Origin of the sequence: Paenibacillus pinihumi DSM 23905 = JCM 16419, assembly GCF_000422505.1 — a bacterium.
Taxonomy (GTDB): Bacteria; Bacillota; Bacilli; order Paenibacillales; family Paenibacillaceae; genus Paenibacillus_D; species Paenibacillus_D pinihumi.
In genome coordinates, this window is record NZ_AULX01000027.1 from 14231 (window position 1) to 39088 (window position 24858).

A 24858-nucleotide genomic window follows, 5' to 3' on the forward strand; every position below is an offset into this window, starting at 1 on the left:
CCCGTGTAAATATGATGGAGGCCTCTATCCGTCCAGAGCGGAAAGCCAGGGGCCTCCTATGGTTGCTAGCCGGATTGCTGCTGCTGTTGGCACTTGGCTTCATCAGTCTGACACAGGGACTGGCCAATATATCCGTACGTACCGTAGTGGATGCGATCATCTCTCCGCAGGATACGCCGGATCATCACCTCATTCGCGGTGTCCGGATGCCGCGTACCATCATGGCGCTTATCTCGGGGGCTGCCCTGGCTATAGCCGGTGCGCTGATGCAGACGGTCAGCCGCAACCCGCTCGCCTCGGAGACAACACTCGGGGTTAACGCCGGAGCTTATCTGGCTGTTGTGGCCGGTACAATTCTGTGGCCGTCCTTTTTCAAGCAGGCTCCTCTGTTGTTTGCGGCTATCGGGGGCTTGGCAGCCGCGGGAGCTGTTTACATGCTTAGTGGGGGCAAGAAGAGTACACCCATTCGGATGGTATTATCCGGGATGATCATTACGCTGGCCTTTTCATCGATTACCAATGCACTGTTTCTATTGAATGAGGAATCTGCCAGGGGTGTCTACCTGTGGGGGTCAGGGTCGCTGATTCAGAACAGCTGGTCCGGGGTACAGTTCAGCTGGCCGTGGGTACTGGGCGGCTTGCTCATTGCCCTGCTGATGTCCCGCAACCTCGATCTGCTCTCCTTCCAGGAGGAGACGACCCGTTCGCTGGGACAGCGTGTAGAACGGACCAGAGGTTTTGCCATGGTGCTGGCGGTGCTTGTCGCATGCGTCAGTGTCAGCGTTGTCGGGCCGATCGGATTTATCGGCCTGGTCGCGCCGCATATTGTGCGGCTGTCCGGCCAGCATCGCCATGCTTGGCTGCTGCCGCTCAGTGCCTTGTGGGGCGGCGCTATCCTGATCGGAGCGGATACACTCGCCCGCGGATTCGCCGATTTGTACGGGGAACTGCCGGCCGGGGCAGTGACCGCAATTATAGGGGCACCGTGGCTGATCTGGCTGTCCCTGCGTACCTCGCGCAAAATTGGCAGCAGCAGCGGATCGTCCCTGCAGGTTGGAACAGGCGGCAGGCGTCTGCCGTTTGGGCTGCTGATTACGCTGCTCGTTCTCCTGTTGCTGGGTTTAAGTGTATATAGCCTTATCAGCGGCAGCAAGTCGCTGTCGTTGGCCGAAATTGCTGCCGTCATTCAAGGCAAGGGAAGCGCAATCCATCAGAAGATAGTGATGGAGTTCCGTCTTCCGAGAATGCTGGTATCTATTCTTGCAGGAGCCATGTTTGCCGCGAGCGGGAGTCTGCTGCAAAGCGCGATTCGCAACCCGCTGGGAGATGCGCATGTGCTCGGGGTGACAGGCGGTGCGGGCGTAGGCGCTTTGCTGCTGATGGTTGCCCTGCCGCAGCTGTCCTTCGGCTGGGTTCCGGTTGCAGCGGTGCTGGGCGGCTTGGCAGCAGCAGCAGTTGTATTTGCCGCTGTTTGGCGGAAGGGGCTAGACCCGGGGAAAATGACGCTGGTAGGAATCGCGGTCTCCGCCGTAGCGCTGGCTATGATCAATATTCTGGTTATCCAGATCAAGCTGGGAGCGGCTCCGGCTCTGACCTGGCTGGCAGGAAGCACATATGGCCGGAACTGGGCCAACGTAACTGAGCTTGCATGGTCAGCGGCAGTGCTGCTGCCGATTGGCTGGTGGCTGGGACGCAGGGTGGAGCTGCTTACCTTCCAGGACGAGAGTTCTACCGGTTTAGGTTTGAAAGTAAAGTCGGCACGGTTGTATACATCGCTGATTGCGGTGCTGCTCGCGGCTTTGGCGGTTGCGAGTGTCGGCACCATCGGGTTTATTGGACTGCTCGCGCCGCATGCGGCCAGACTTCTAACAGGCATGAATCATAGGCGCTCCATTGTAGCCGCAGCCCTGATCGGTGCAATTCTGCTGCTGCTGGCGGATTTGCTGGGACGAACTATCATGGCGCCGAAAGAGCTGCCATCCGGAGTTGTCGTTGCTTTGATCGGCAGTCCTTATCTAATCTATTTAATCTACAAATCTTCGCCTGGCAGAAGGACCAGAGCGACTAAATAAAGGAAGTGACGGAGCCGTTCAAACCGATAGAAGTTTCGAACGGCTTTTATTTGGTTGTAGCGGGTAGCGGGAGTGATCGGGAATGGATTGAAGATATGAATTGAAGCTTATCTAATGGGACTTTAAATTTTCATTAGGAACCCATCCCTCTGCGGAGTCAAGGGTTCTTACGCACCAAGTCCAACCGTTGAGCTCTTTTAGGCCCGTGAGACTTTCACCTTCGTTAACATCCAATTCCTTGGCTGTATAGTCTTCCAAGACAATTCCTTCGGCTCCCATTGCGTCAATCAGTTGTCCTGGAACCCAGCCTCCATTTGTCTGGTCTGCTGTTGTACAGAAGTACCAATTATCCTCCTTGCAGGACATCCAGCATAACAAGAGCGCCAAGTTTGAAACCGAATATGAACGATTCCTTTGACTGAAGCGTATCCGACTCTCTGCGAAGATCGAGCAATTCCTCCAGTTCTCTGTATTCCTCAGCCGAAAGCTTCTTTTTCCACGCCAATAGCTTCTCCGAAACTTGCTGATTTACGGCTTTATAGTGGGGTGTCTGCGGAATAACCGACTCCTCAGGGTGAATCTTTCCCTCATATAACTCCTCCAAAATCCTTTTCATGGCATGAACGTCCTTTCAATTAGTTTATTTTTAAACTTGATGTTTCAAAGGCTTGTCCTATGTTAGAAATGATTTTACAGCATTCACCGTTCGCATCATTGATTTTATGCATTTTTCGTATAATTTTTATTGTTAAAAAACAAAAATGAGAAGAACCCTGGTTGACTATTTTGTTCCCGATCAATGAGGTATCGCATGATTGTTACATCTAGTGAATAATGGGGAAATGTCAAAGGTCCTCTCAGGGAGGACTTTTTCCCGTTTTGTCTGTCAAATGGTGGACACTGGGTAGGTATATTGCCCTTGGCAAATAGAAAAAATGGGGACCGATATATAGTTGTTTTATCTTTATTGACTCTATATCTAGTTATGCAAGTTTTGGGCATATAGTGATGCTCATGTCCACCATTTGACAGACAAAATGTCATTTTTGTCCTTGTACAGTGGACAATTCAACGTACAGTGAGCAATTTCAACGGATTCACGACCCTGCGGGCAGTTTTCAGTTAATATTCAGTTCGATTTTAGGTTGATTTCATATGCAGCGGATAGGATAAGCTTATCAACATAACCGGAGGTGATAACGGAACAGTTAACGGTCGTCTCGTTTTAGAACGTCAAATGTCCACTTCAACCTTGATGTCAAATGCCACTTCAATCTAAATATTAAAAACTTCATTTAAGAGAGGTGCACGATACAATGAAAAAATTTAAAACATTAGCAGCAGGTACACTGGCTTTAACGATTGCAGTAGGAGCAGGCTTGTTGAGTACTCCATATGTGAATGCAGCGGCGGTCAGCTCAAGCAGTCAGCCAGCAGTCAAAAATGATTTCAAACGCATCGGCTTCAACGCAGCACCATTCGATAAAGCAGCCCATCCTGTTCGCGGCGGAGGCTTTTTCGCAAATGATGAGCTGGCCAAGCTGCTGGGAGTAACAGCTGATGAACTTGGCCAGTCGCTCCGGTCAGGCAAAACGCTGGCACAGCTGGCGGCTGATAAAGGTGTGGATGTACAGGCTGTCACGGATGCAATTGTGAAGTCTTGGAAGGCCAAGCTTGACCAACAACTGGCAGACGGGAAGCTGACCAAGGAACAATATGACCAAAAAGTCAGTGAGCTGAACGATCATGTTGCAAAGCTGATCAATGGAGAACTGCCTCCGAAAGGCGGACATGAAGGCAGTGGACATGCTGGCAAAGGAGGTCCTGGCGGGCATGGATTCTCCAGGGGTTTCGCGGCTTCTGAAGAACTGACTTCTCTGCTTGGCGTAACAGCAGACGAACTGAAAGAGGCGCTTCTTTCCGGGAAAACGTTAGCTTCCATTGCGACTGAGAAAGGCAAGGACGTTCAAACCGTGATAGACGTAATTGTTAAAGCGGAGACGGCAAGACTGGATGAGGCCCTTGCATCGGGCAAGCTTACGCAAGAACAGCGCGATGAATGGGTTAACAAGCTTCAAGAACGGGTGTCCAAGCAGGTGAACGAAGGCTTTGGCGGTAAATTTCATCATGGTCAGCGTTCCGAGAGAGGAAGCAAATCAGGAAACGGTTCATCCAAAGCGGGATCAGATACCTCTAAAGGAGACAAAACGGCAAAGGCCCAATTTTTAAATCGCTCCGCCTCCGCTGATGCTTAATGCCCGTTGCCCGGTTCTGGTAAGCAGTCAGGCTTCAGACTATTGTTAGCAGGGATGAAGCGTCTATTGGTAGAGAGATGATGAAGCGTCTACTGCTAGCAGAAATGCAACGTATATTGAAGCGGAGATAAAGTGTCTTTCCCGGCTAAAGAGCCTGCTAATGTGCACAGAATGAGCGTATTATGAGTATCAATAGATCAAAAGCAGCTTATGAGTATCAAATAGGGATGTGAAGACTAATTCAGGCGTCGATACGATTGACAGACCTGAATTAGTCTTTTTGCTGTTCTTGAAAATGAATTCGCAATAAGCTGCTCGAACTGAAATGGCATCCTGAATGAAGCGAAGCACACTCTGCTTTAGAGACGAGATTCGGTTCACAACCTGGGACTGTGAAATAATTTTACGATATAAAATAATTTAATTAACAAAAAACCTTAAATTAAAACTATAAAGAACATTGATAAACTTTTCTATACTGATATCAGGATAAGCAGTAGATTTATTAGATTTAGCTTAGCACTTGCATAAATGTTATAAAATTAAAACAGAAACGAAAGGGAGGAAATCGTATTGGCAAACGATCATCTTGCTTCTATGCTGAGGAGCGCAAAGACCGGTGAAATTATTGATTTCGGCACTTATACTCAGACGGCTGACGCTTCAGACAGAACGCCTATAAAGTGGAGGGTACTGCAAGATTCGGATGGCGCGCTGTTCATTTTGAGCGAGTACATTTTGGATTGCAAACGATACTACCGTGATTTTACCGATACGACATGGCGAGACTCAGATTTGCGAAGGTGGCTGAACGATGAGTTTTATAATGCCGCCTTTAACGACCGCGAAAAGAGCTTCATCAAGACGATACACTGTGCAGACAACGGGGAGGGCAGTGCGGACACAGAGGACAAGGTTTTTTTGCTCAGTGTCTCGGAGGCGAAAGAGCTGACCGATAAGCCTGTTGAAAATTCTTTAGGTGCGAAGCGGCAGGCAATAGGAACGGAATTTTCCAAAATAAAAAAGAACGATGGATGTCGCTTATATGTGTATGATAAAAAAATCAAAGCTGATTATATCATGGAGAATGGTGAAGAATTTGGCTGCTCCTGGTGGTGGCTGAGAACTCAGCCTGTTAGTGCTTCACGTGCATTTTTTGTTGGCACCCGCGGCAGCATACGCAGTTATGGCCGTGTCCATTTAGCCTGCTACGGCGTGCGCCCCGCTTTGAATTTGTATGGATTATGATGCATATTCGTTCTTGACTCTCACGTTACGTGATACTCTATAGTAACCAGTGAAGGGAGCTGAAGCTATGGCAATGAAGGTGAAAGAAGTGGCTGATTTGACGGGGATCAGTGTGCGCACACTGCATCATTACGATGAAATCGGGCTGCTGCATCCGGAGGAGACGACTGAAGCCGGCTATCGTTTGTACTCTGGCCGGGATCTGGAGATGCTTCAGCAAATTTTGTTTTTTCGAGAGCTTGGCTTCCCTTTGAGTAAAATCAAGGAAATTGTGGTGAATCCGAATTTTGACCGTTTGGAAGCTCTGACCCTGCATCGCAAAATGATGCTGGACAAACGAAGTCGTATCGACCAGATGCTAACCACGATTGACAGGACGATTCAACATGCTAAAGGAGAGATTGCAATGAGCCATAAGGAAAAATTTGAAGGCTTTGATTTCAGCCACAATCCCTATGAACAGGAAGCAAGAGAGCGTTGGGGTGATGAAGCAGTGGACAAATCCAATGCCAAAATAAATAGCATGAGCAAAGAAGAGCAGAAAGCAATGGGAGAGCGGATGAATGAAATTTATCGAAATCTTGCTTCCCTGCGCCATGTCTCTCCGGATTCAGCGGAAGCGCAAGCGGCAGTAAAAGAGTGGTATGACTTCCTGAACAGCGGTGCTGTGGGGCACCATTATTCACTGGAAGTATTCAGAGGCCTCGGACAAATGTATGTGGATGATGAGCGCTTCAGAAAGAACATTGATAAATTCGGAGAAGGTCTGGCGGTATTCATGCGGGATGCAATGGCTGTCTTCGCTGAGCAAAGCGAAGCATAATTCCGTCTGGTCAGTAGAATTTAAGAAAACTGGGAACTGAGTATATCGGGCAGGTCAGACTGGGGTTGAGTCTGGCCTTTTTTTACATTTTGGATTGAAAAAACTGATTGGAAATAAATTGTCCCTTATGATACATTTTCTATATTCTTGGCTATTTGATTGTTGTAAATCATGGAATGACAAGGGGTGGCGAATGTGCGAATTGTGCTTATAGGGGCTAGCGGGACGCTGGGCAGCGCTGTTCGAAAGGAATTGGCAACGCAGCATGAAATTATTACTGCAGGCCGTAAAGATGCGGATGTACAGGTGGATATCTCCTCCCCTGAGAGTATCCGGAATATGTATCAATCGATCGGGCAGGTGGATGCAGTCGTCAGTACAGCGGGACGTACATTCTTCGGCCCTCTCACAGAACTAACGCCGGAAAATAACGAAATTACCATTCTGAACAAGCTGAAAGGGCAAATCAATCTTGTTCTCCTGGGGATCGATTACGTTCAGGACAAAGGCAGCTTCACGTTAACGACAGGGATCATTATGGATAGCCCGATCATTGGCGGCGCTTCTTCTGCCATTGCCGGTGGAGCAATCAGGGCCTTCACGCAATCCGCTGCAATTGAGCTGCCGCGAGGCATCCGCATTAACAATGTCAGCCCGAATGTGCTGGTTGAATCGATGGAGCAGTACGGGCCGTATTTCCCCGGCTTTGAGCCTGTACCTGCAAGCAGGGCGGCGCTGGCTTACCGTAAAAGCGTAGAGGGTGCACAGACGGGACAAACCTATACGGTGTACTAGAAATTAGGATAAAGCGAACCGGACAAGTATAGTAACAGGCAATTGAAAGTATGGACACTATGCAATGTTCAATGCACCTGAAAAGAAAAGAGAAGCTTCATCCCGGAATCCTGCCTGGTAAGAGGGGTGGCTGAAATGATCCGTGCAGCGGCTAATGTCTGGAAGGACTTCTTGCCCCAGTCCAGCACGCGCACCTTGCCATTGCGGACGGAATAGACCGCCACCCGCCTTCTTGTAGATACTCCCTTGCTATCCTTGTAGACAATCTCGACATTTCGTCCGATGTAAGGTTCAATTACCATTCTTTCCGCCTCCAACAGGAACATTTGTTCTTATTATAATACGAATGAATGTTCGGATTCAAGTCATATTTTTCTAACTCATTTAATTCTCTTTCTCTTTATTATTAAACGTGCCTGTTCCCCTTTAACCTTTTTGGAAGGTGAAGTTTCTCCCCGCTGCTTCTTTTCCCTTGGAATCAAATACGATAATCTCTAGCTTTTGCGTGCCGGAAGGCAGCTTGGCCGGATCAAGCGCAAAGGTATAAGGATACTGCTGCTTGGTGAGAACGGTGTTCCCATTGAGCTTTACGACAACTTTACTGATATAAGGATCATACGTTTTGACCCACACCATGCCGGTAGCGGCGGTTCCGATTTTGGTAGCTGATGAGAGCTTGCTGATTGTTTTGGTATAGCCCTTGGCAGAGCCTGAGTTATTCTGCCGGGTATCTTTCACAGACGACAGATAATAAGGGTCCTGAATCATTTTGCTGTAGGCGGACAATACTTTGTCATTCTCGGTCAGGCTGAAATTGTTCAGGCTCCGGTCTGCACTGTGGGAGTCGGTCAACGTATTCAGGCTGAACCAGTGAATGGCCTTCAGCCGCGGATATTTCAGCTTCACGCCATGATAGAGCATATTCATCTTGGTCTGGGCAAAGTAAACCGCGGAAGCGGAGATAGCCTTGCTGTAATGGGTGGCCGCGTATTCACTGATCATGATTGGCTTGCGGGCTGAATAAGCTCTGTAAATATAATCGAGCGTATCGAGCGGGTTCACCTGATCTGCCGGCTCGGTTACTTTGCCGTTGAAATATTTAACACTGTACATGCTCATGCCTACCCAATCGACCCATTCGTCGCCCGGATAATAGTCTTTAATATTTTGCTTCGGATTCGCTGCCGGCGACCATACCATGGCCACATTATCAGCTTCTTCCCTCATTACCTTGGCGACGAGGCGGAACTTCTCTATGTATTGCTTCGGATTGCCGTTCCACTTCACCCAGCCCCCGTTCATTTCAGAGGCAAATCGCAAAAATACAGGCACGCCCGCTGCCTTGGCAGCTCTTGCAAACTGGCGAAGATAAGCATCATCCTTGACGGAATCCAGGCCGTGATCCGGCTGGAACGCAAGCTGAACCGCTCCGCCTGACCGCTTGACGGTCTCGGCCCAATGCTCAGGGAACGGGCTGCCATAGCGATGATAGGTGAAATAGATCGCATGCTGCTTGCCAGTCAGCTTGTTAAAGGCATTAAACATATCGCCTCCAAGCATCTTCATCTTGCTGTCTTTATCGATATAAGCGCCAATATACATGCCGCTCTCCGGCTCGAATTTGGCCAGCTTGGCACCGCTTGCGGAAGCTGCCCTGCCATTTGTCTCTACATAGACGCCAATGTCGGTATTCAAAGCATCCGCCTTGGCAAGGACAGCATAGTATGTGTTCAGGTCGCCGTTTTGCTGCCCAAGCTTCTGATGGATTTTGGCTTCCCGGTAGTACGTATCTGCGGCTTTCTGATATTGCCTGTCCTGCTCATAGGCTTCTGCCAGCTTGCGCAAATAGCCTGCCTGCTCGGACTGGCTGACCGCCTGTTCGAGCTCTGAGATGGCCAGTTTGATTTTTCCCTGTTTCAGATGGGCTTCGCCATTCTGATAGAGCTTCCAATGATGAAGCTTGCTTCCGGCCGCATTCAGTACGGTAGAAGCGGGAGCCGCGGCAAGCAGGATGGCTAGCAGGAGGCTGACCGCAAGTGTAGACTTTTTCACGTTTGTTTCCTTCCTCTCTGTTGACTTGCCACTATCTTAACACATTGCAGAGCGGGGCGGTCCAGTCACGCTTACGGATTTATCCGTTGTGAAAAAAATGTAATTCGCATTACAGATTCTCCCCTTTTTCTATCGTATACTAGGTTCAAGAAATGAAAACAAGCGGAAAGCGCGGGGGATAAAAATGAAAAAGAAAATGATATTGTCCATGGCTGGCATGATGGTATTCGGTTTTGCAGCTGGAGCGGGTCTGATGCTGAATGATCAAGCGTATCTGTCGATAAAAGGCGTGATTAGTGGCGGGGGAACGAATAATTTTGTGACTGGCAATCCGGGCGGTATCCAGCAGATGGATATCCAGGGGATGGACCTGGAGACCGCGTTAATAGCCGTACAGAGCCAACGGGCCAATTTATTGGATAGTCAACTGAAAAGCCAATTGGAGTCGATAAACAACCGGAATAAGCTGATCAGCGATCTCAACGGCTTGATTACGGCAAGCCATGAGGCTCTTGCCAATTCTGTTCAGGGCGGATTTGCATACAAGAGCAATGATACAGTGAACAGACTGTATGATAACCGAGTCATTGATTCCAAGAAAACGGTGTTCAAGAGTGAGGAGATTCGTACAATAATTGAGAAATTGAAAGGGAAAGTGGATTCTCTAAACAGTTCACAGCAAATGGATATGCTGCGGATGCAGAGCTTGACCAACAAACATAATGAAGCTTTTGATGTCATGACGAATTTTATAAAAAAAATGCAGGATTCGCGCAGCTCGATTATCGGCAATATGCGTAATTAAATAGCGAATCTGCTATAATAGAGAAAACCCGGGGAATCTGTCTGATAGGCGGATTCCTTTTGTCTATGGAGAGGGACGAATGAACAGAACGGTTGAATTTTTGCGGGGGCATTTTCTCTTGCATGCAGTCCCTGAACAGGAGCTGGAAAAGGCTGCAGAAGCCATGTGCGAAATGGAGTTTAATCCTGGTGATTCATTAATAAAGGAAGGATCGCCTGGGAATTGCTGTTATTTCATTATAAGCGGAGAGGCGCTCGTCTCAACACATAATCTGACAGGCAAACCTATTATGCTCGATATATTGAAAGAAGGGGCACTGGCCGGAGAGATTGCGCTGATTATGCAGGAAAAGCGGACGGCAGATGTAAAGGCTGTCGGCATGGTCAGGGCGCTATGTCTGGAAACTGAGGCCTTCACCAGGCTTGCGGAAGCCAGCCCGATGTTTTATGAAAGTCTGCTGTACTCCGCGCGGATACGCCTTGTGCACGGACTGCTTCGCAAGGCGACAATCTGGTCCTCTATTGCCGATCAGGAGCTGCGCGGTCTGGCGGAGATTACGGTGAGGAGGAAGGTTGCACAAGGGGAGATTATTGTTCAGAAGGACGCGCCAGCCGGGCATCTGTATATGATTGCCCGGGGACGCTTTGAAGTCCGGAGAGAAGGCCGCCGCGATACGGTGCTTGGGAGCGGAGACTGCTTTGGCGAGGCCGATCTGCTGCTGGATGGTCCGCATACAGGCACTGTCACGTCCTTGGAGGACGGCCAACTGCTGATTATCGGGCGGGAGGAATTTCATTATATTCTCCAGCAGTACGGGCAGGTTCACAGGCAGCTTGCTGAAATGGTGCGTCTTCGTTATCCGGAGCTGAGTGCATCTGTGCAAGCGGCGCTGGCATCCTCCCGCTCCGGCGAGGGATTACCTGCAGAACCTCATAATCCGGGCAGCAAGACAGTCAAGCAAAGAACAGGCAAGGACCGCTGGATAGACCGGGTGCTTATATTCGGCGGGTTGTTCATTTTGTTCACGGTATGTGCCATTTGGTTCAAGCAGCCAGTATGGGTAGCGGCCGCATTGCTGACGGGCGGACTGACCGGGCCGGTCGCTTACGTATCCTATATGCGCAGCTCCCAGCTGCTCGGCTACCGCTCTTCGCGTCTCGTGCTGTCATTCGTGCTGTCTGCTGCAACGGCTGTCCCTGCAGCCTGGATTATTGAAAGGCAGCTGCTCTATCAGGGAGCAGGGACAGAGCTGGCCTTCGGTCCGATTGGCGGTCCGCTGGCAATTAGCCTCATTGAGGAAACGGTAAAGCTGCTCGTATGCGTGCTGCTGCTGCGCGGGCAAAGCAAACGGTTCCTGATGGACGCTATTGTATTCGGGGCCGCGGTCGGCATGGGCTTCGCGGCAGCAGAAAGCATGCTCTACGGCTGGAATTATTTGCAGAGCGGCACGACGACGGATATGCTGGCGGTCCTATGGGTGCGTACGCTGCTGTCTCCCTTCGGGCACGGGACCTGGACAGCGATTGCTGCGGCGGGCTTGTGGCACGGTCTTCAGCGCTATGGCAGGGAGACGCACCATACATGGTGGAATCGTTATGGCAACATGGCCGGTCTCTGGGGGGCAAGCATCATTCTGCACGCCTTATGGGACTACCATTACAGCAATGGAATATTGCGGCTTGCGGCTATGCTGATTATTGGCGCTGCGGGATTATTCCTGGTGTATCGTTTGCTTCGAAAAGGGATGCGGGAGGAAACGCAGGCGCTAATGCTGCTCAACCCGGACCTGGAGCAAAGGCCGGATCACCAATCGGAAGCTTCAACAGCTGCAGCGCTGGCTGATCTGCTGCTCCCGCAGAGCGGCAAGGCGGCTCCTGATCTTCAATGTGATGAATGCGGTACGCTGTCTCCTCATGATGCGCTTTATTGTGCCCGATGTGGCGGGGCGCTTCGCGCACCGGGAAGACAGATATGAAAACACATGAAAATGTAATATCCATCACAGAATATCCGTCATGAACAGCTTATTGTTAAAGCAGGAAAACAAACCATAGCAGGAGGCTGGACAATGAGCTGGACAGTAGAGGAAGCGTACGAAACGTATGATGTGTTTAAAATACGCACAGCGGAGGACCCGGAGTTTCGCGCCCTGGCGCTGAAGGACCCGGAAGCTGCGGTCAAGCAGCTGTCAGGGCTTGATCTTCCCGACAATCTGGATCTCCAGGTAACGGAAAATATGAACGGAGAGCTGGAAGTGTCCATGTTGTTTCTTTCCCCTGCGGGTGAAGAGGAGCTTGATGAGACAGAGCTCATAGAGACAGCCGGCGGCGCTGCGTACGGATCGCTTATTTTGCAGGGGCAATTGTACATGAACCTTAAAAAGTAGCGGCTAACAGGCTGCGGGCTATGTGCAAATTGAAATCAGGCATGGAATCATGATAGAGTAGAGGGCGCCCTGCTCCAGGGTGCTCTTTTTCGTAAACCGAGCATCATCCGAACGTCCACATTGTCCGGGGCGGCGGAGCGGATGAATGATGATTCGGGAAATTTTTTATTGCTTAGCGGATATGTTAAAATAAGGTTAAGCAAATCTTAAACCTAGAGGAGATATTCAAATGACTGAAAAATATGCATTGCAACTAGAGAAATATGCCAATTTGATTGTGAAGGTGGGCGTTAATGTCCAGCCTGGCCAGAGCGTATTTATTTCCGGATCGATTGAAATTGCTCCCTTTGTAAGAAAGGTTGCAGAGAAGGCTTATGATGCAGGAGCCGGCAATGTCTATGTCGACTGGTCAGACGAAGCGTTGTCCCGGTTGAAATTCGAACGCGCGGCAGATGAGGTATTCTCGCAATTCCCAAGCTGGGAGACAGAGAAGCGCAATTCCTTTGTAGAAAAGGGAGCCTGCTTCATCTCCATCGTATCATCCAACCCGGATCTGCTGAAGGGCATTGACACGAATAAGCTGAGCAGCTTCCAGAGGGCTTCAGGCCAAGGATTGCAGGAGTTCCGCAGAGCAGTTCAATCCAACAAGGTAAGCTGGACCGTTGTAGCGGCATCTTCACAAGGCTGGGCAAGCAAAGTATTCCCTGATCTTGAACCGGCAGATGCGGTTAACCGTCTGTGGGAAGCTATCCTTGATGCGGTTCGTATACATAATGATGATCCGGTACAGGCGTGGAAGGAGCATCACAGCACCCTGATCAGCAAGGTGGATGTGCTCAACAGCAAGCATTTGCACAAGCTTCACTATACAGCTCCGGGAACAGATCTGACGATTGAGCTGCCGGAGAAGCATATTTGGGTTGGCGCGGGCAGCAACAACTCGCAGGGAAATGCCTTCATGGCGAATATGCCGACGGAGGAAGTATTCACTGTGCCTTACCGTGACGGAGTGAACGGCTATGTGTCCAGCACGAAGCCGCTCAGCTACGGCGGCAATATTATTGACAACTTCAAGCTGACGTTTGAGAAGGGGAGAATTGTCAAGGTAGAAGCTGAACAAGGACAGGAGCTCCTTCAGAAGCTGGTCGATACAGATGAAGGCTCGCACTACCTTGGAGAAGTGGCGCTCGTTCCGCATATTTCTCCGATTTCCAATTCGAATATTTTGTTCTACAACACGCTGTTTGATGAAAATGCATCGAACCACCTGGCAATCGGCAGCGGCTATGCCTTCAATGTGAAGGGCGGAGAGAATCTGTCTGCTGAAGAACTGGCAGAAGCAGGCGTAAATTCGAGCATTACACATGTTGACTTTATGATTGGCTCAGCCGAGATGGATATTGATGGCATTGATTATGATGGCAATGTCGTGCCTGTATTCCGCAAAGGCGGATGGGCGTTGTAATCCAGCTGCATAATTCCCTTTACGGGCAAGCCTCCGGCCATGATGGACCGGGGCTTTTTCTTTTGGCCCGCATAATAAAGGGCATGCGTATGTTAAATCCGATAAGATTTTAACTATTTTTCCTATAAATATATTTTTCTAATAGAATCATGCTGGAAAAGGGATGCGCTTTTATGATAACGTTATACTTTGGTGCGCAGCATATTGCTCAGGCTTACAAATTCAGAGAAACAGGGATTCTCATTTCCAATACAAAGCTTGAAGCTTACAAGTTTCCCAAACGTATTTAATGATAGGAGTTAAGTGATGAATATGGATGTAAAAAGAAAAGAAATTACGTTGGATGAAAAATTTTTCGCACGGCTATGGTCCGGAATCGGGTCCTCTATTTCGCTTGAGGAAGGCTTGTCCCGATTGACCAAGAATGAGCTGGACGAGCTGCGCAGAGCACTTGCTGTTAAAAATGCAAGCGGTCTGAAAAAGCAGGATCTGATTCAGAAACTGCAGGATGCAATTGTGGAGTCGCTCTCGGACGAGCTTCAATATATGGATAAGGCGCGCTTTTCGCTCCTGATGGATATTGCCAATAATGGCGGAGTGCTTGCGCCGTTTGTTGGGGGTGTAAGTGCCGCATTGTATTTCCAAAATCGCGGTCTTGTTTTTGCCGGAGCCGTAGACGGTCAGAAGGCACTTGTCATGCCGCAGGAAGTAATTGAGAAGCTGAAAACTGTTCAGGAATCTGATTATACTGATAAGTTCAACCGCAACACGGAATGGATCAGGCTTTCTACCGGACTGCTCTATTATTACGGGGTGCTTGATACTGTGCAATTGGAGCAGATGGTGAGCGGCTATGTGAGCGAGTTTGTGGACAGCGAGGTATTTATGGATGTGCTTTACCATGCAGCTTCCTATTACTCAGATATTCTGTATACAGAGGAAGGCTGGTCCAGTTGGCAGGTTGATTCAGCCCGGGAATTGCTCGAGGGGCAGCAGTCACGTCCAAGCCTGGATTACTTCCCGTTCACAAAGGAACAGCTGCTAAAAGCTTCGGAGCCGAATTACGTGGAGCGGACACCGGAATACTACGCTCTGTTTAATTATATTAAAGTTAATTATTCGGTCAGCCATGAGGATGCGCACGATATTACAGCGGAGTGCGTAGAGAATGCGCAGGCCGGCGGATTATTCACAGAGACGATGCATTTTCTCAAGAGCCAGATTGAAATGGAAGATATTCAGACGCTGGATGAGGTGGCCGGATTGCTGGTCAAGCTGTTCAATGCTACGCGCCAATGGGAGCTCAAGGGCCGTTCGGCAAATGAAATGAGAGCACTCAGCAGCAATGTGCTGAGCAACCTTCCTCTGGCAAAGCCATTCCCTAACACTAGCAATGTAGTCAGCATAGACAGCAAGAAAAAAGTAGGACGCAATGACCCTTGCCATTGTGGCAGCGGGAAGAAATTCAAGAAGTGCTGCTCGCTTAATTGATTTCTATCGACGCTTCCATGAGGTTATGATATGATTGACCCTTGAAGATAGATTTTAGTGTGATAAAGGAGTACAGAGCGGCTTGCCGGTTTATGAAGGCAATTTCTGCTCGGCTTGAATGTTCTGATTCGGGAGGGTTATAGAGATGAAAAAGTTAAGTGTGATGGTACTTGTTTTGGGCTTGGTTCTTGTGGCTCTGGCGGGCTGCGGACCGAAAAAAGCTGTAGACACGTCTGCCGGGGGTTCCGGTGCTGCGGCCGGCAAAAAAATTGTCGTGGGTATCGATGACAAATTCGCCCCAATGGGCTTCCGCGATGATAATAATGAAATTGTAGGTTTTGATATTGATTTTGCAAGAGCGGCCGGAGAGCAAATGGGCCGTGAAATGGAATTCCAGCCAATTGACTGGAAATCAAAGGAATCCGAGCTGATGAGCGGCCGGATCGACCTGATCTGGAACGGATATACGATCAACGAAGACCGTAAAGCCAAAGTATTGTTTACAAAGCCATATCTGAAAAACAGCCAGGTAGTTGCTGTGCTGGACAAGTCGGATATTACGAAGCTGAGTGACCTTGAAGGCAAAGAAGTAGGCCTGCAATCCCTGTCTTCGGCAGCGGATGCTCTGGACAGCAGCGTGCTGAAATCCAAAGTGAAAGTATCTGAATATGCCGACAATGTGCTTGCGCTTAGCGACTTGAAGAACGGTCGTACAAAAGCTGTTGTCATCGATGAGGTTGTAATCAAGTATTACATGTCCAAGGAGCATGAAACGTTCAGGCTGCTGGAAGAGGCGTTATCTCCTGAGGAGTATGGCGTAGGTGTGAAAAAGGGCAATGAGGAACTGCTCAATGAGCTTCAGGCAGCGCTGGATGAATTGAACAAGAACGGCAAAGCTGCGGAGATTTCTGAGAAATGGTTTGGCGAAGATAAAGTCCTGAAATAGGTGAAGAACGATGAATCTAGAGTACCTGGTCAAAATATCCAAGCCTATGCTGGAAGGGGCGGGAACGACGGTCAGCCTGTTTCTGATCGCAATCGCCCTTTCTGTTCCGCTCGGCTTCCTGTTTACGCTGATGTCCAGAAGCCGGATCAAGGTGATCGCCGGGTTCGCGCACACTTATATTTACATCATGCGCGGAACACCGCTCACACTGCAATTGCTGTTCTTCTGTTTTGGATTGCCGATGCTGCCGGTGATCGGAGAGTTTCTGGTCATGGACCGCTTTGTGGCAGCTTGTCTGGGCTTTGTATTGAACTATGCGGCCTATTTTGCCGAGATTTTCCGGGGCGGCCTGCTTTCCATCGACAAGGGACAGCATGAGGCTTCACAGGTGCTGGGGCTGAGCCGCTGGCAGACAACGGTGAAGGTCATTATGCCGCAGATGTTCCGGGTAGCGCTGCCGGCGGTAGCCAATGAGTCGATTTCACTGGTCAAGGATACGGCACTGCTCTATGCGGTAGCCGTACCGGAGCTGCTTCACTATACACTGACAGCGGTCAACCGTGACTTCAACTTGACCCCGTTTATTGTAGCGGGAGCGATTTACCTGCTGATGACGCTTGTACTGACTTTGTTTTTCAAGTTCCTGGAGAAGAAGTTCAAATATGAGTAAAAGGATTGTCGGAGCATGAGTATTATTCAAGTGACGAATCTGAAAAAGTCCTTTGGCAGCCTGGATGTGCTGAAGAACGTCAGTTTTGAGGTCAACAAAAGCGAAGTAATTGCCGTCATCGGGCCGTCTGGATCGGGGAAAAGCACGATGCTCAGAAGTCTGGTCAATCTGGAGCAGATTAACGGCGGGAGCATCCGCATTCAGAATCAATATCTGGTGAAGGATGGCAGCTATGCGAATCAGCAGCAGATTAAATCGATTACGTCGGGCATGGGCATGGTATTTCAGCATTTTAATCTGTTCCCGCATTTGACCGTTCAGGGTAATCTGGAGCTCGCACCGCGCGCAGTTCAGAAGACGTCTGCCAGTGAAGTCCGCCGCAAAAGCCAGGAGCTGCTCGGCAAGGTCGGGCTGGCTGACAAGTCCGATGCTTATCCGGCAAGGCTGTCGGGCGGACAAAAGCAGCGGGTTGCCATTGCCAGAGCGTTGATGCTGAATCCTGCTATTCTGCTATTTGATGAGCCGACCTCTGCGCTTGATCCGGAGCTGGTGGGCGAGGTGCTGCGCGTCATGAAGCAGCTGGCAGAGGAACATATGACGATGATCGTGGTGACGCACGAGATGGGCTTTGCCAGAGAGGTTGCAGACCGGGTGTTGTTCATGGATAACGGCGAAGTTGTTGAATCCGGGACGCCAGAGCAACTGTTTGACAACCCGCAGCATGAGCGGACACGGATGTTTTTGAACAGGGTCGTAAAAGTATAATCGGCTTCGCGCTTCTTCGGTGGCCGTTCCGGCAGCTTTCAGGCGAAGGAGAGTGGAATCTGTATGCATTATCCGGCTTCTTGGCTGCAAGGCGCATCCCGTGGGGAAGTGATTGCTTGCGAGTTGCGGCTTCAAATGGTTAAGGGCGTTCTTCATCCGGGTGAGGTCATATCTGAAAATCGGATTGCATCCGACTTCGGGACAAGCCGTTCCCCGGTAAGAGAGGCGCTTCGGGCGCTTGCAGGCGAGGGTCTGATTCGCCTGGAGCGGATGGGCGCTGTTGTGCTGGGGCTGAGTGTACAGGACATGGAGGAACTCTATGATGTCCGGTATCTCATTGAGAGCTTCGTTCAGCAGCGGCTTGCAGGGACCGGTGAGGCTCAGGACCATCTGCTGGTCCGTCTGGAGCAATTGATTGACCGGATGGAGCTTGCCGCAAGGCATGCCGACGCCGTAGAATTTGCTTATCAGGACTTTGTATTTCATGATACGCTGGTAGAATCTGCGGGACATACCCGCATGCAGCATTTATGGAACAGCATTCGCGAACTGGTCAGGACGGTCATGCTGGTGACGACGGAAGCCGTCTTCGCTGGAGGAAATGATCGCCTTGCGGATGTGGTCGGGAAGCACCGGGACATTATCCGCGGCCTGGAGTCGAAGGATGAAGCCGTGATTTCCCGAGTCGTTCAACAATATTTTGCCGATTCCCGGCAAACGCTTAGAATGAGCTTGGACTGAACTGGTTGATGAGATGCTTGCCGGCTTCATGGTTCATTGGCCAAGTATGACGGATTGTTGGATATGAGCAGGCAAGTTATCCGGAAAGCCTGCACGTCATACTGCTGCCCTGTCAGGGAGGGCGGCAATTATTTTTTGCTCAACTTGTCGACAAGTACACAAACTCTGATTCATTGAAATAAATAGACTCCGATGTTGTTCGCCAGTAATTGCAGATAGTATGGAAGCAGGTAATCGTGGAGTAGTTAATAAGGGGAAATTGCACGGGATAACTATGGCTGAGAGGGTGGAGACAATATGAGCAACAGGAATACAACTTCTTATATGATCGGGGTCGATATCGGAACGACGAGCACGAAGGCGGTGCTGTTCCAGGAGGACGGGCGTGTGGTAGAACGGGCGGGACGCGAATATCCGCTCTATACTCCGGTGCCGGATAGCGCAGAGCAGGACCCGGAGGAGATTTTCTCGGCGGTGCTGTATGTTGTCAGACAGGTCATGGACCTGGGCGGGGTATCTCCTTCACAGATATTATTCGTCTCCTTCAGCTCAGCCATGCATAGTGTCATCCCTGTAGATGCCGATGGACGGCCGTTAATGCGTTGTCTGACCTGGGCGGATAACCGCAGCGCAGGGTGGTCGGAGAAGCTTCGCCATGAGCTGGGGGGACACGAAATTTACCGGAGAACAGGGACGCCGCTTCATCCGATGTCGCCGCTTACGAAGCTCCTTTGGCTGCGCCACGACATGCCGGAGCTTTTCCGCCAGGCAAGCAAATTTATTTCCATTAAGGAGTACATATTCACCAGGCTGTTCGGCGAGTATGTTGTCGATTACTCGGTCGCATCCGCTACGGGACTGATGAACCTGGAGCAATTGGACTGGGATCAGGAGGCGCTGCATCTGGCAGGCATTACAGTGGAGCAGCTTTCCAGACTGGTTCCAACGACATACAAGATGGAGGGGCTGGAAAAGGACTATGCAGTTGCAATGGGGCTCTCAGAGGCCACGCCTTTCATTATAGGAGCAGCAGATGGCGTCTTGTCCAATCTGGGTGTCAATGCGATTCAGCCGGGTGTTGTGGCGGTGACGATTGGCACAAGCGGTGCAATCCGGACGGTAATCGACCAGCCTGTCACTGATCCGCAGGGGCGAACCTTTTGTTATGCGCTTACAGAGCGGCACTGGGTCATCGGCGGTGCAGTTAATAACGGCGGGATGCTGCTGCGCTGGGTACGCGATGAATGGGCAGCTTCTGAGGTGGAGACGGCAAAGCAGCAGGGTGTGGATGTATATGATGTGTTGACGGAGATGGCGGGGGCGATCCGTGCGGGCTCCGACGGCCTGCTGTTCCACCCTTACCTGACAGGAGAACGGGCGCCGCTTTGGAATCCGGATGCGCGCGGCTCATTTTTCGGACTTACGATGCGTCATGGAAAGGCTCATCTGATACGTTCTGTTATGGAAGGAGTCATCTTTAATTTGTATGCGGTGCTCTTGGCGATGGAGGGGCAGATGGGGCAGCCTGTGCAACTATTGGCAACAGGAGGCTTTGCGCGTTCGCCGCTTTGGCGTCAAATCATGGCGGATATTTTCGGCCAGAAGGTTGTTGTGCCGGAGAGCATCGAGAGCTCCTGTCTGGGCGCAGTCGTACTCGGGCTGTATGCAACAGGCAGAATGGATTCACTGGATGCAGTATCGGGGATGGTCGGCGCTACAAATGAGCATCATCCTGACCCTGTCAATGAGGCGCTGTACCGTGAGCTTTTGCCAATCTATATGCAGCTTTCGCACAAGCTGGAGGATGAATACCGTGCAATTGCCGCTTTTCAGCGTAAATTAAGCAATTATTAATCATTTAAGACAGGCAATGTTAGCTCGTATCCGCTATAATGAATTTAGTTCTTTTGTGCGATGCATCTTATCCCAGTTAGAAATGAATTTACAAAAGGAGACGAGTTAATCTTGAGTACCGCCACTTCGCCATTGCGACGAGAGAATATTCCGCAATTGAATATTGTCCGGGCACTTTGCATTATTGCAGTGCTTTGCGTGCATTCTACATCGTTCGCGACTGAAAAATTAAGAGATTCGAATTACTTCTTTCTCTACAATTTTGTCAACATCTTCATGAAATACGGAACGCCATCGTTTATTTTTCTGAGCAGCTTTGTTCTGTTCTATAATTATTTTGAGCGTCCGTTCACGAAAAGCCTGATTGCAGGCTTTTACACCAAACGGCTGAAATACATTTTAGTACCGTATTTCATGTTCTCGGTTCTGTACTATGCCATCAGTTACTATCTAAACAATCGCGATCTCAGTGTGATCGAGACTTTGCAGCATTTCGGTTCACAGCTTTTGATCGGCAAGGCGTACACGCATTTGTACTTTGTATTTATTAATGCGCAGTTTTATCTCTTTTTCCCGTTGGCCTTATGGTTCTTGAAGAAGCACCCGGCTGTGCTTAAGTGGTGTATCCCGCTTGGCCTGGCGATTCAGTACGGGTTCGTATTTATGAACAAGTTTTACTGGCAGGTTAAATATCCGGGGAGCTGGATGTTTTCCTATATGGCGTATTTTCTGCTGGGTGCGTTCCTTGGAAGCTATTTCCCGAAAATCAAACAGTGGCTGATTGCCAGCCGTGAGAACGCAACTCCGGGAAGAGTGGCATTCTGGATACTGTTGTGGGCAGCATGGCTGACCGCTGCCTTGAATCATGTGAACATCTATTATCAAAGCCGTCTGTACGGCACGGTGTATAATACGACTTTGTATGAATTTTTATGGAATGCCCATACGTATCTTGGGACGGTCGTGCTTCTGCAGATCGCGTTCTTTATTTACCGGCATGTCTCACCGAAACTTGTGAAATGGATCAGCCAGCTTGGGGCGCTGTCCTTCGGGATTTACCTGCTTCATCCGCTCTTCAATCTGGTTTACCGGGCGAATCCGGTCACATCGGGCAACTCCATGCTTGTCCACCTGTGGTATATAGGCGGTTTCTTCTTCGCCCTCGTCTGCTCGTGGATTGTCGTTGGGCTGGTCGTAAGGTATGTACCGTTCTCCTGGATCATCTTCGGCAATTCTCCAGCGAAAAAGGTAAAAAAGGCCGCTGCTTAACAGCAATCATATAAAAGTCAAAAAAATGCATTCTGCAGGCAACGGACGCCTTGCGGAGTGCATTTTTCGTGTGCAGGTGGCTTAAGGTCAATATAAATCCAACTCATACAGAAGCTCAAACATATCGGACAAGAATGTTGAATAATCAAATGGATCATGACGCTGCAAATCCTGTATCATCTGCTGAAGTTGTTCCCACTTTGCCAGCATAACCATATTTTTTAACCGATGCTCATTGTCTTTGATCTGTGTTAGATGTTCTCCATGCCGTGAAATCATCCATTCATAGGTTACCAGTTCGGCGGAAGGAGCTGACGGAGCAGGCTGGCTGGTCTTTCGGGCAGTAAGCGCCGCTTTTCTCGCATGAAGCTGAGCCAGATTGTCCTGTTCCCTTTGTTTTCGTAATCGGATTAAATCCGGCTTGAACAAATTCTCGACCCGATTTGTCTGGAGATAGGAGAGGGGCAGTCCGATATCAATTTGCCGCTGAATATCTTCCGGCAGGGACAGGCTGGCATAATCCAGCGGCGGTGTCCAGCCCAGCTCAAATTTATTTAATATTTCATCACGTTCAAGATCGATTTTATGAAACCCGTTGATGATATCCCTGATGAGGTCAGGAGACAACAACGTGTAATTCCCCAAGCATGTTTCGCCAAGGCGGAAAGTCCGATTTTCCTTCCGGTGGCGGACAATGTAGCAGAAGCGCAAAGCCATGCCGCATTCACATTTATAAGGGCGATTCCCATAGCCCCCGTCCAAAATCTCTTTCAGTTCCCAATCGTTCAGCTTGTCCCATGCATCCTCAGCAGACTGGTCTTTATCCAGCACAATTCCCTTTTTTCGGGCAAGCCTTTCCAGCCACTTGCTCTTCTTGCTTTGCTTGATATAATCCTGCAAAAAGCTGATTTGTGCTTCATTCAGCAATTGATATAAGCGGTTAACTTCTTTTTCAACTAACGGAGAAGGCACAGGAGTTCCTCCATTTCAACCTTACTGTATATGTGAATTGTACCATTCTATTACCAGAAATACATCCGGATATCGCATGTTTGTATGACATGTTGAGAGGCTACACAGATTCATCCCCATACCTGGCCAGCGCCTTCGTCGCGGCTTCAAGCATTCGATGCTTGAAATAGTCGCCTTCGGCCACGCGGACCCGCAGGCCCAGAAAACGGATTTTGGAGAGGACAAATTCGGCCTCATGGCCGGGGAAGGCCAAGGCAATCCGGTAGGTGTTCGTACTATCGTTATACGCTACCTCTTTCTCAAAGCAGGAGAAAGCATATAAAATGCGTGAAAGCTCGGCGTTGTAGGCCGGGATGACTTCAATAACAGCCCGCTGCTTGCGCTGCAGCAGCATATCCGCTATGTGCTGAATCATATGTTTTGCTTTATCAGGGGGCATGGATATTTCTTCAACCGCACGAATATGAGCCAGCTTAGTCATCATGAGGGAACGTTCTCTGAACGGATACCAGATCAGATACCATTCCCGCTTCACCATCGAGTACTCCAGCTTATATGGGAAGCCCTGACGATTTTCCCACTGCTCACCATTACGCAGCTGATAGCTGACTCGTACCCCCTGTCTGTTCATGATCATTCGCCGAAGCGTACGCAGGAGCGGGTGATAGATCCGCTTGGGGATGCTGCCTGCTTTCTCCTCAACATAGCGGAATAGATGGCTGTCAGCTTCTCCGGCCAGCAGTCCCCGCAGCTTCTCAAGTGTACCCGAATCAAACGCGTCATCCGCCGCGGAGTGCTCAAGCATAGCTTTCAGCCAACTCCGTTCATGGGAGGTAATCGTGTAAGCCCCGGACTCATCCAGTCTGGAGTGGAGCTGGTAGTTAAAGATTTTCTCGAACAGGTTCATAGCAGGCTTTCAGCTCCTTCCATTCCTCGATCATCTGCCGGCGCAGAATTTGCGGTTCAAGCACTTCACAGCTTGAGCCGAAGCTGCGGAGCCAGGGCCTGATTTCTGTAATGCCGTTAACGATGATTTCATAGATGAAATATCCCGCATGCTCTTCCGTGATACAGCCCCATTGACCCTGCAGCAGTACACGATCCTTGATAAAGTTGGAACCGGACCCGGCGCCTGCGGGGGGATAAAATTTTACGATCACACGGACAGGCTCCCCTGTATCAATGAGCCAACTGTGTTTCATTTTCTCTGCCAGCAGATCCTGCTTCTCTTTGAAATAAGCTGCTTCGACCTGAGTATCGCCTTCTATTTGTGTCAGGCCCTCCATGCGGAGCTTTAATAGTCCGCGTTGTCTATGAAATCCGACTAAATACCATCGGCCATATTGATGGTCGTAAACAACTTTTAATGGAAGCATCGTGTCTGAATAGCCCTTCGTCTCCTTTTCAAACAACGGATTCGTATTCTGTGAGGAATAGCTGAGGGAGGACTTGGGCGAGAAATACATAAACTTCAGCCTTCTGCAGCTATCGATTGCATGCAGCACTACCGGAAGATGGGCTTCATCCAGAATGCGGGAATGGTAATGATACTTGTACCATAAAGTTTCTTGCCAGTCGGGATGCTTCCCGTCCAGCGGTTTCAGGGCTTTTTTCAAGCTTTCCCTTAGCAGGTAGCCCTGAACGGAAGGAACCTGGGTATTTGCCATGACTTCCACATAATCATACAAATCAAGCTGCTCCTCATCCGTCAGCCGGGTAACGATACTCCGGTCCAACCCGTAACGATAGGGCCGTCCGCCTGCCGCTTTACAGATTACGCCAACGTCTTCCAGATATTTCAGATCTGAGCGTATCGTCTTCTCGTCCGGTGGTATCAGCTCCGGCGGCAGGTCAGAACAGCATTGCTCCAGCAATTCTTTGGCGGTTAGTTCCTGTGTCTGCAATGCGGCTACGAGCTGGGAAAGGCGGTGACTCTCGGATTCCTTGAGCGATTTGGCCCGAAACAAGAAGAGCAGAACCGGATCAGCCGATTCGTAATATTGAAATTGCAGATGCTCTGCAAGCTCTCTGCCGGCAGCAGCAGATAATTCATTCGGGTGGTTAACCGTCTGCACGATATCTTTGAGGCGGCGCAATGTCTTGTCGAAGGTATGTACCGAGATGCCCAGCCGCTTGGCGAACTGCTGCCGGTTGTAAGCGCCGCTCGTAAGGGCCAGCAGCCGCAGGAACTGGATTTCTTTATCGAAGCTTTCCTTGGCCATTAAAAGCACCTCCTGTAAATCAAGTTA

At 49.7% G+C, this 24858-nt stretch carries 22 protein-coding genes; 16 read left to right on the forward strand and 6 right to left on the reverse strand.

The features are described from left to right. Window positions 1-14: 14 nt before the first annotated feature. Entirely contained in the window at window positions 15-2072 is a 2058-nt protein-coding gene (gene fhuB / locus H583_RS0109630; protein ID WP_051236264.1) for a Fe(3+)-hydroxamate ABC transporter permease FhuB, read from the forward strand. A gap of 346 nt (window positions 2073-2418) precedes the next feature. On the opposite strand, the gene H583_RS0109640 is transcribed toward fhuB, so the two are convergent. Next, window positions 2419-2688 (reverse strand): DUF6809 family protein, encoded by a 270-nt coding sequence (locus H583_RS0109640; protein WP_028560279.1) that lies wholly within the window; start codon window positions 2686-2688, stop codon window positions 2419-2421. Between the two features lie 700 nt (window positions 2689-3388). On the opposite strand from H583_RS0109640, the gene H583_RS35245 reads away from it, so the two are divergent. The 4 genes from H583_RS35245 (at window position 3389) to H583_RS0109660 (ending at window position 7193) form a co-directional block, all read left to right on the forward strand. Further along, window positions 3389-4327, forward strand: a complete 939-nt coding sequence (locus H583_RS35245; protein WP_051236256.1) for a hypothetical protein — start codon at window positions 3389-3391, stop codon at window positions 4325-4327. A 573-nt stretch (window positions 4328-4900) separates the two neighbouring features. Further along, window positions 4901-5575, forward strand: coding sequence for a DUF6273 domain-containing protein (locus H583_RS0109650; RefSeq protein WP_028560280.1), 675 nt, complete (start codon window positions 4901-4903; stop codon window positions 5573-5575). Window positions 5576-5642: 67 nt separating this feature from the next. Further along, entirely contained in the window at window positions 5643-6398 is a 756-nt protein-coding gene (locus tag H583_RS0109655; protein ID WP_028560281.1) for a MerR family transcriptional regulator, read from the forward strand. 195 nt (window positions 6399-6593) lie between these two features. After that, entirely contained in the window at window positions 6594-7193 is a 600-nt protein-coding gene (locus tag H583_RS0109660) for a short chain dehydrogenase (RefSeq protein WP_028560282.1), read from the forward strand. Window positions 7194-7261: 68 nt separating this feature from the next. Here the strand turns inward: H583_RS0109660 and H583_RS32435 are convergent, their stop codons facing one another. Both H583_RS32435 and H583_RS0109670 read right to left on the reverse strand, forming a co-directional pair. Next, a complete protein-coding gene (locus tag H583_RS32435) occupies window positions 7262-7495 on the reverse strand; it encodes a hypothetical protein (RefSeq protein ID WP_036709070.1) in 234 nt (77 codons plus the stop codon). Between the two features lie 124 nt (window positions 7496-7619). Then, window positions 7620-9245 carry a glycosyl hydrolase gene (locus H583_RS0109670; RefSeq protein ID WP_028560283.1) on the reverse strand — a complete coding sequence of 542 codons (1626 nt, stop codon included), beginning with the start codon at window positions 9243-9245 and terminating at the stop codon, window positions 7620-7622. A 184-nt stretch (window positions 9246-9429) separates the two neighbouring features. On the opposite strand from H583_RS0109670, the gene H583_RS37160 reads away from it, so the two are divergent. The 11 genes from H583_RS37160 to H583_RS0109730 all read left to right on the forward strand — a co-directional run bounded on the left by H583_RS37160 (window position 9430) and on the right by H583_RS0109730 (window position 21637). Next, window positions 9430-10050, forward strand: a complete 621-nt coding sequence (locus H583_RS37160; RefSeq protein ID WP_028560284.1) for a hypothetical protein — start codon at window positions 9430-9432, stop codon at window positions 10048-10050. A gap of 79 nt (window positions 10051-10129) precedes the next feature. Beyond that, window positions 10130-12025: a cyclic nucleotide-binding domain-containing protein gene (locus H583_RS0109680; protein WP_028560285.1), complete on the forward strand. Its 1896-nt coding sequence runs from the start codon at window positions 10130-10132 to the stop codon at window positions 12023-12025. A 93-nt stretch (window positions 12026-12118) separates the two neighbouring features. After that, entirely contained in the window at window positions 12119-12436 is a 318-nt protein-coding gene (locus H583_RS32440) for a hypothetical protein (protein ID WP_036709073.1), read from the forward strand. Between the two features lie 229 nt (window positions 12437-12665). Beyond that, window positions 12666-13901: an aminopeptidase gene (locus tag H583_RS0109690; protein WP_028560286.1), complete on the forward strand. Its 1236-nt coding sequence runs from the start codon at window positions 12666-12668 to the stop codon at window positions 13899-13901. Window positions 13902-14207: 306 nt separating this feature from the next. Next, window positions 14208-15392 carry a Rho termination factor N-terminal domain-containing protein gene (locus tag H583_RS0109700; RefSeq protein WP_028560287.1) on the forward strand — a complete coding sequence of 395 codons (1185 nt, stop codon included), beginning with the start codon at window positions 14208-14210 and terminating at the stop codon, window positions 15390-15392. Between the two features lie 145 nt (window positions 15393-15537). Next, window positions 15538-16338, forward strand: a complete 801-nt coding sequence (locus H583_RS0109705) for an amino acid ABC transporter substrate-binding protein (RefSeq protein WP_028560288.1) — start codon at window positions 15538-15540, stop codon at window positions 16336-16338. Window positions 16339-16348: 10 nt separating this feature from the next. Next, complete coding sequence (locus H583_RS0109710; protein WP_028560289.1) at window positions 16349-17008, forward strand: amino acid ABC transporter permease; 660 nt, start codon at window positions 16349-16351, stop codon at window positions 17006-17008. 15 nt (window positions 17009-17023) lie between these two features. Further along, window positions 17024-17773: an amino acid ABC transporter ATP-binding protein gene (locus H583_RS0109715; protein ID WP_028560290.1), complete on the forward strand. Its 750-nt coding sequence runs from the start codon at window positions 17024-17026 to the stop codon at window positions 17771-17773. 63 nt (window positions 17774-17836) lie between these two features. Continuing rightward, complete coding sequence (locus H583_RS0109720; RefSeq protein ID WP_028560291.1) at window positions 17837-18514, forward strand: GntR family transcriptional regulator; 678 nt, start codon at window positions 17837-17839, stop codon at window positions 18512-18514. 297 nt (window positions 18515-18811) lie between these two features. Next, window positions 18812-20368, forward strand: coding sequence for a gluconokinase (gene gntK / locus H583_RS0109725; RefSeq protein WP_028560292.1), 1557 nt, complete (start codon window positions 18812-18814; stop codon window positions 20366-20368). Between the two features lie 111 nt (window positions 20369-20479). After that, entirely contained in the window at window positions 20480-21637 is a 1158-nt protein-coding gene (locus H583_RS0109730) for an acyltransferase (RefSeq protein WP_028560293.1), read from the forward strand. Between the two features lie 87 nt (window positions 21638-21724). Here H583_RS0109730 and H583_RS32445 read toward each other — a convergent pair whose 3' ends face one another. The 3 genes from H583_RS32445 to H583_RS0109745 all read right to left on the reverse strand — a co-directional run bounded on the left by H583_RS32445 (window position 21725) and on the right by H583_RS0109745 (window position 24831). Then, on the reverse strand, window positions 21725-22609 hold the full coding sequence (locus H583_RS32445; RefSeq protein WP_051236257.1) for a hypothetical protein: 885 nt from the start codon (window positions 22607-22609) through the stop codon (window positions 21725-21727). A 100-nt stretch (window positions 22610-22709) separates the two neighbouring features. Then, the gene (locus H583_RS0109740) at window positions 22710-23516 is read right to left on the reverse strand and encodes a WYL domain-containing protein (protein ID WP_028560294.1); all 807 of its coding nucleotides are present in this window, start codon (window positions 23514-23516) and stop codon (window positions 22710-22712) included. Beyond that, window positions 23491-24831 carry a helix-turn-helix transcriptional regulator gene (locus H583_RS0109745; protein ID WP_028560295.1) on the reverse strand — a complete coding sequence of 447 codons (1341 nt, stop codon included), beginning with the start codon at window positions 24829-24831 and terminating at the stop codon, window positions 23491-23493. Before H583_RS0109745 ends, H583_RS0109740 begins: the two co-directional genes overlap by 26 nt. Window positions 24832-24858: the final 27 nt, after the last annotated feature.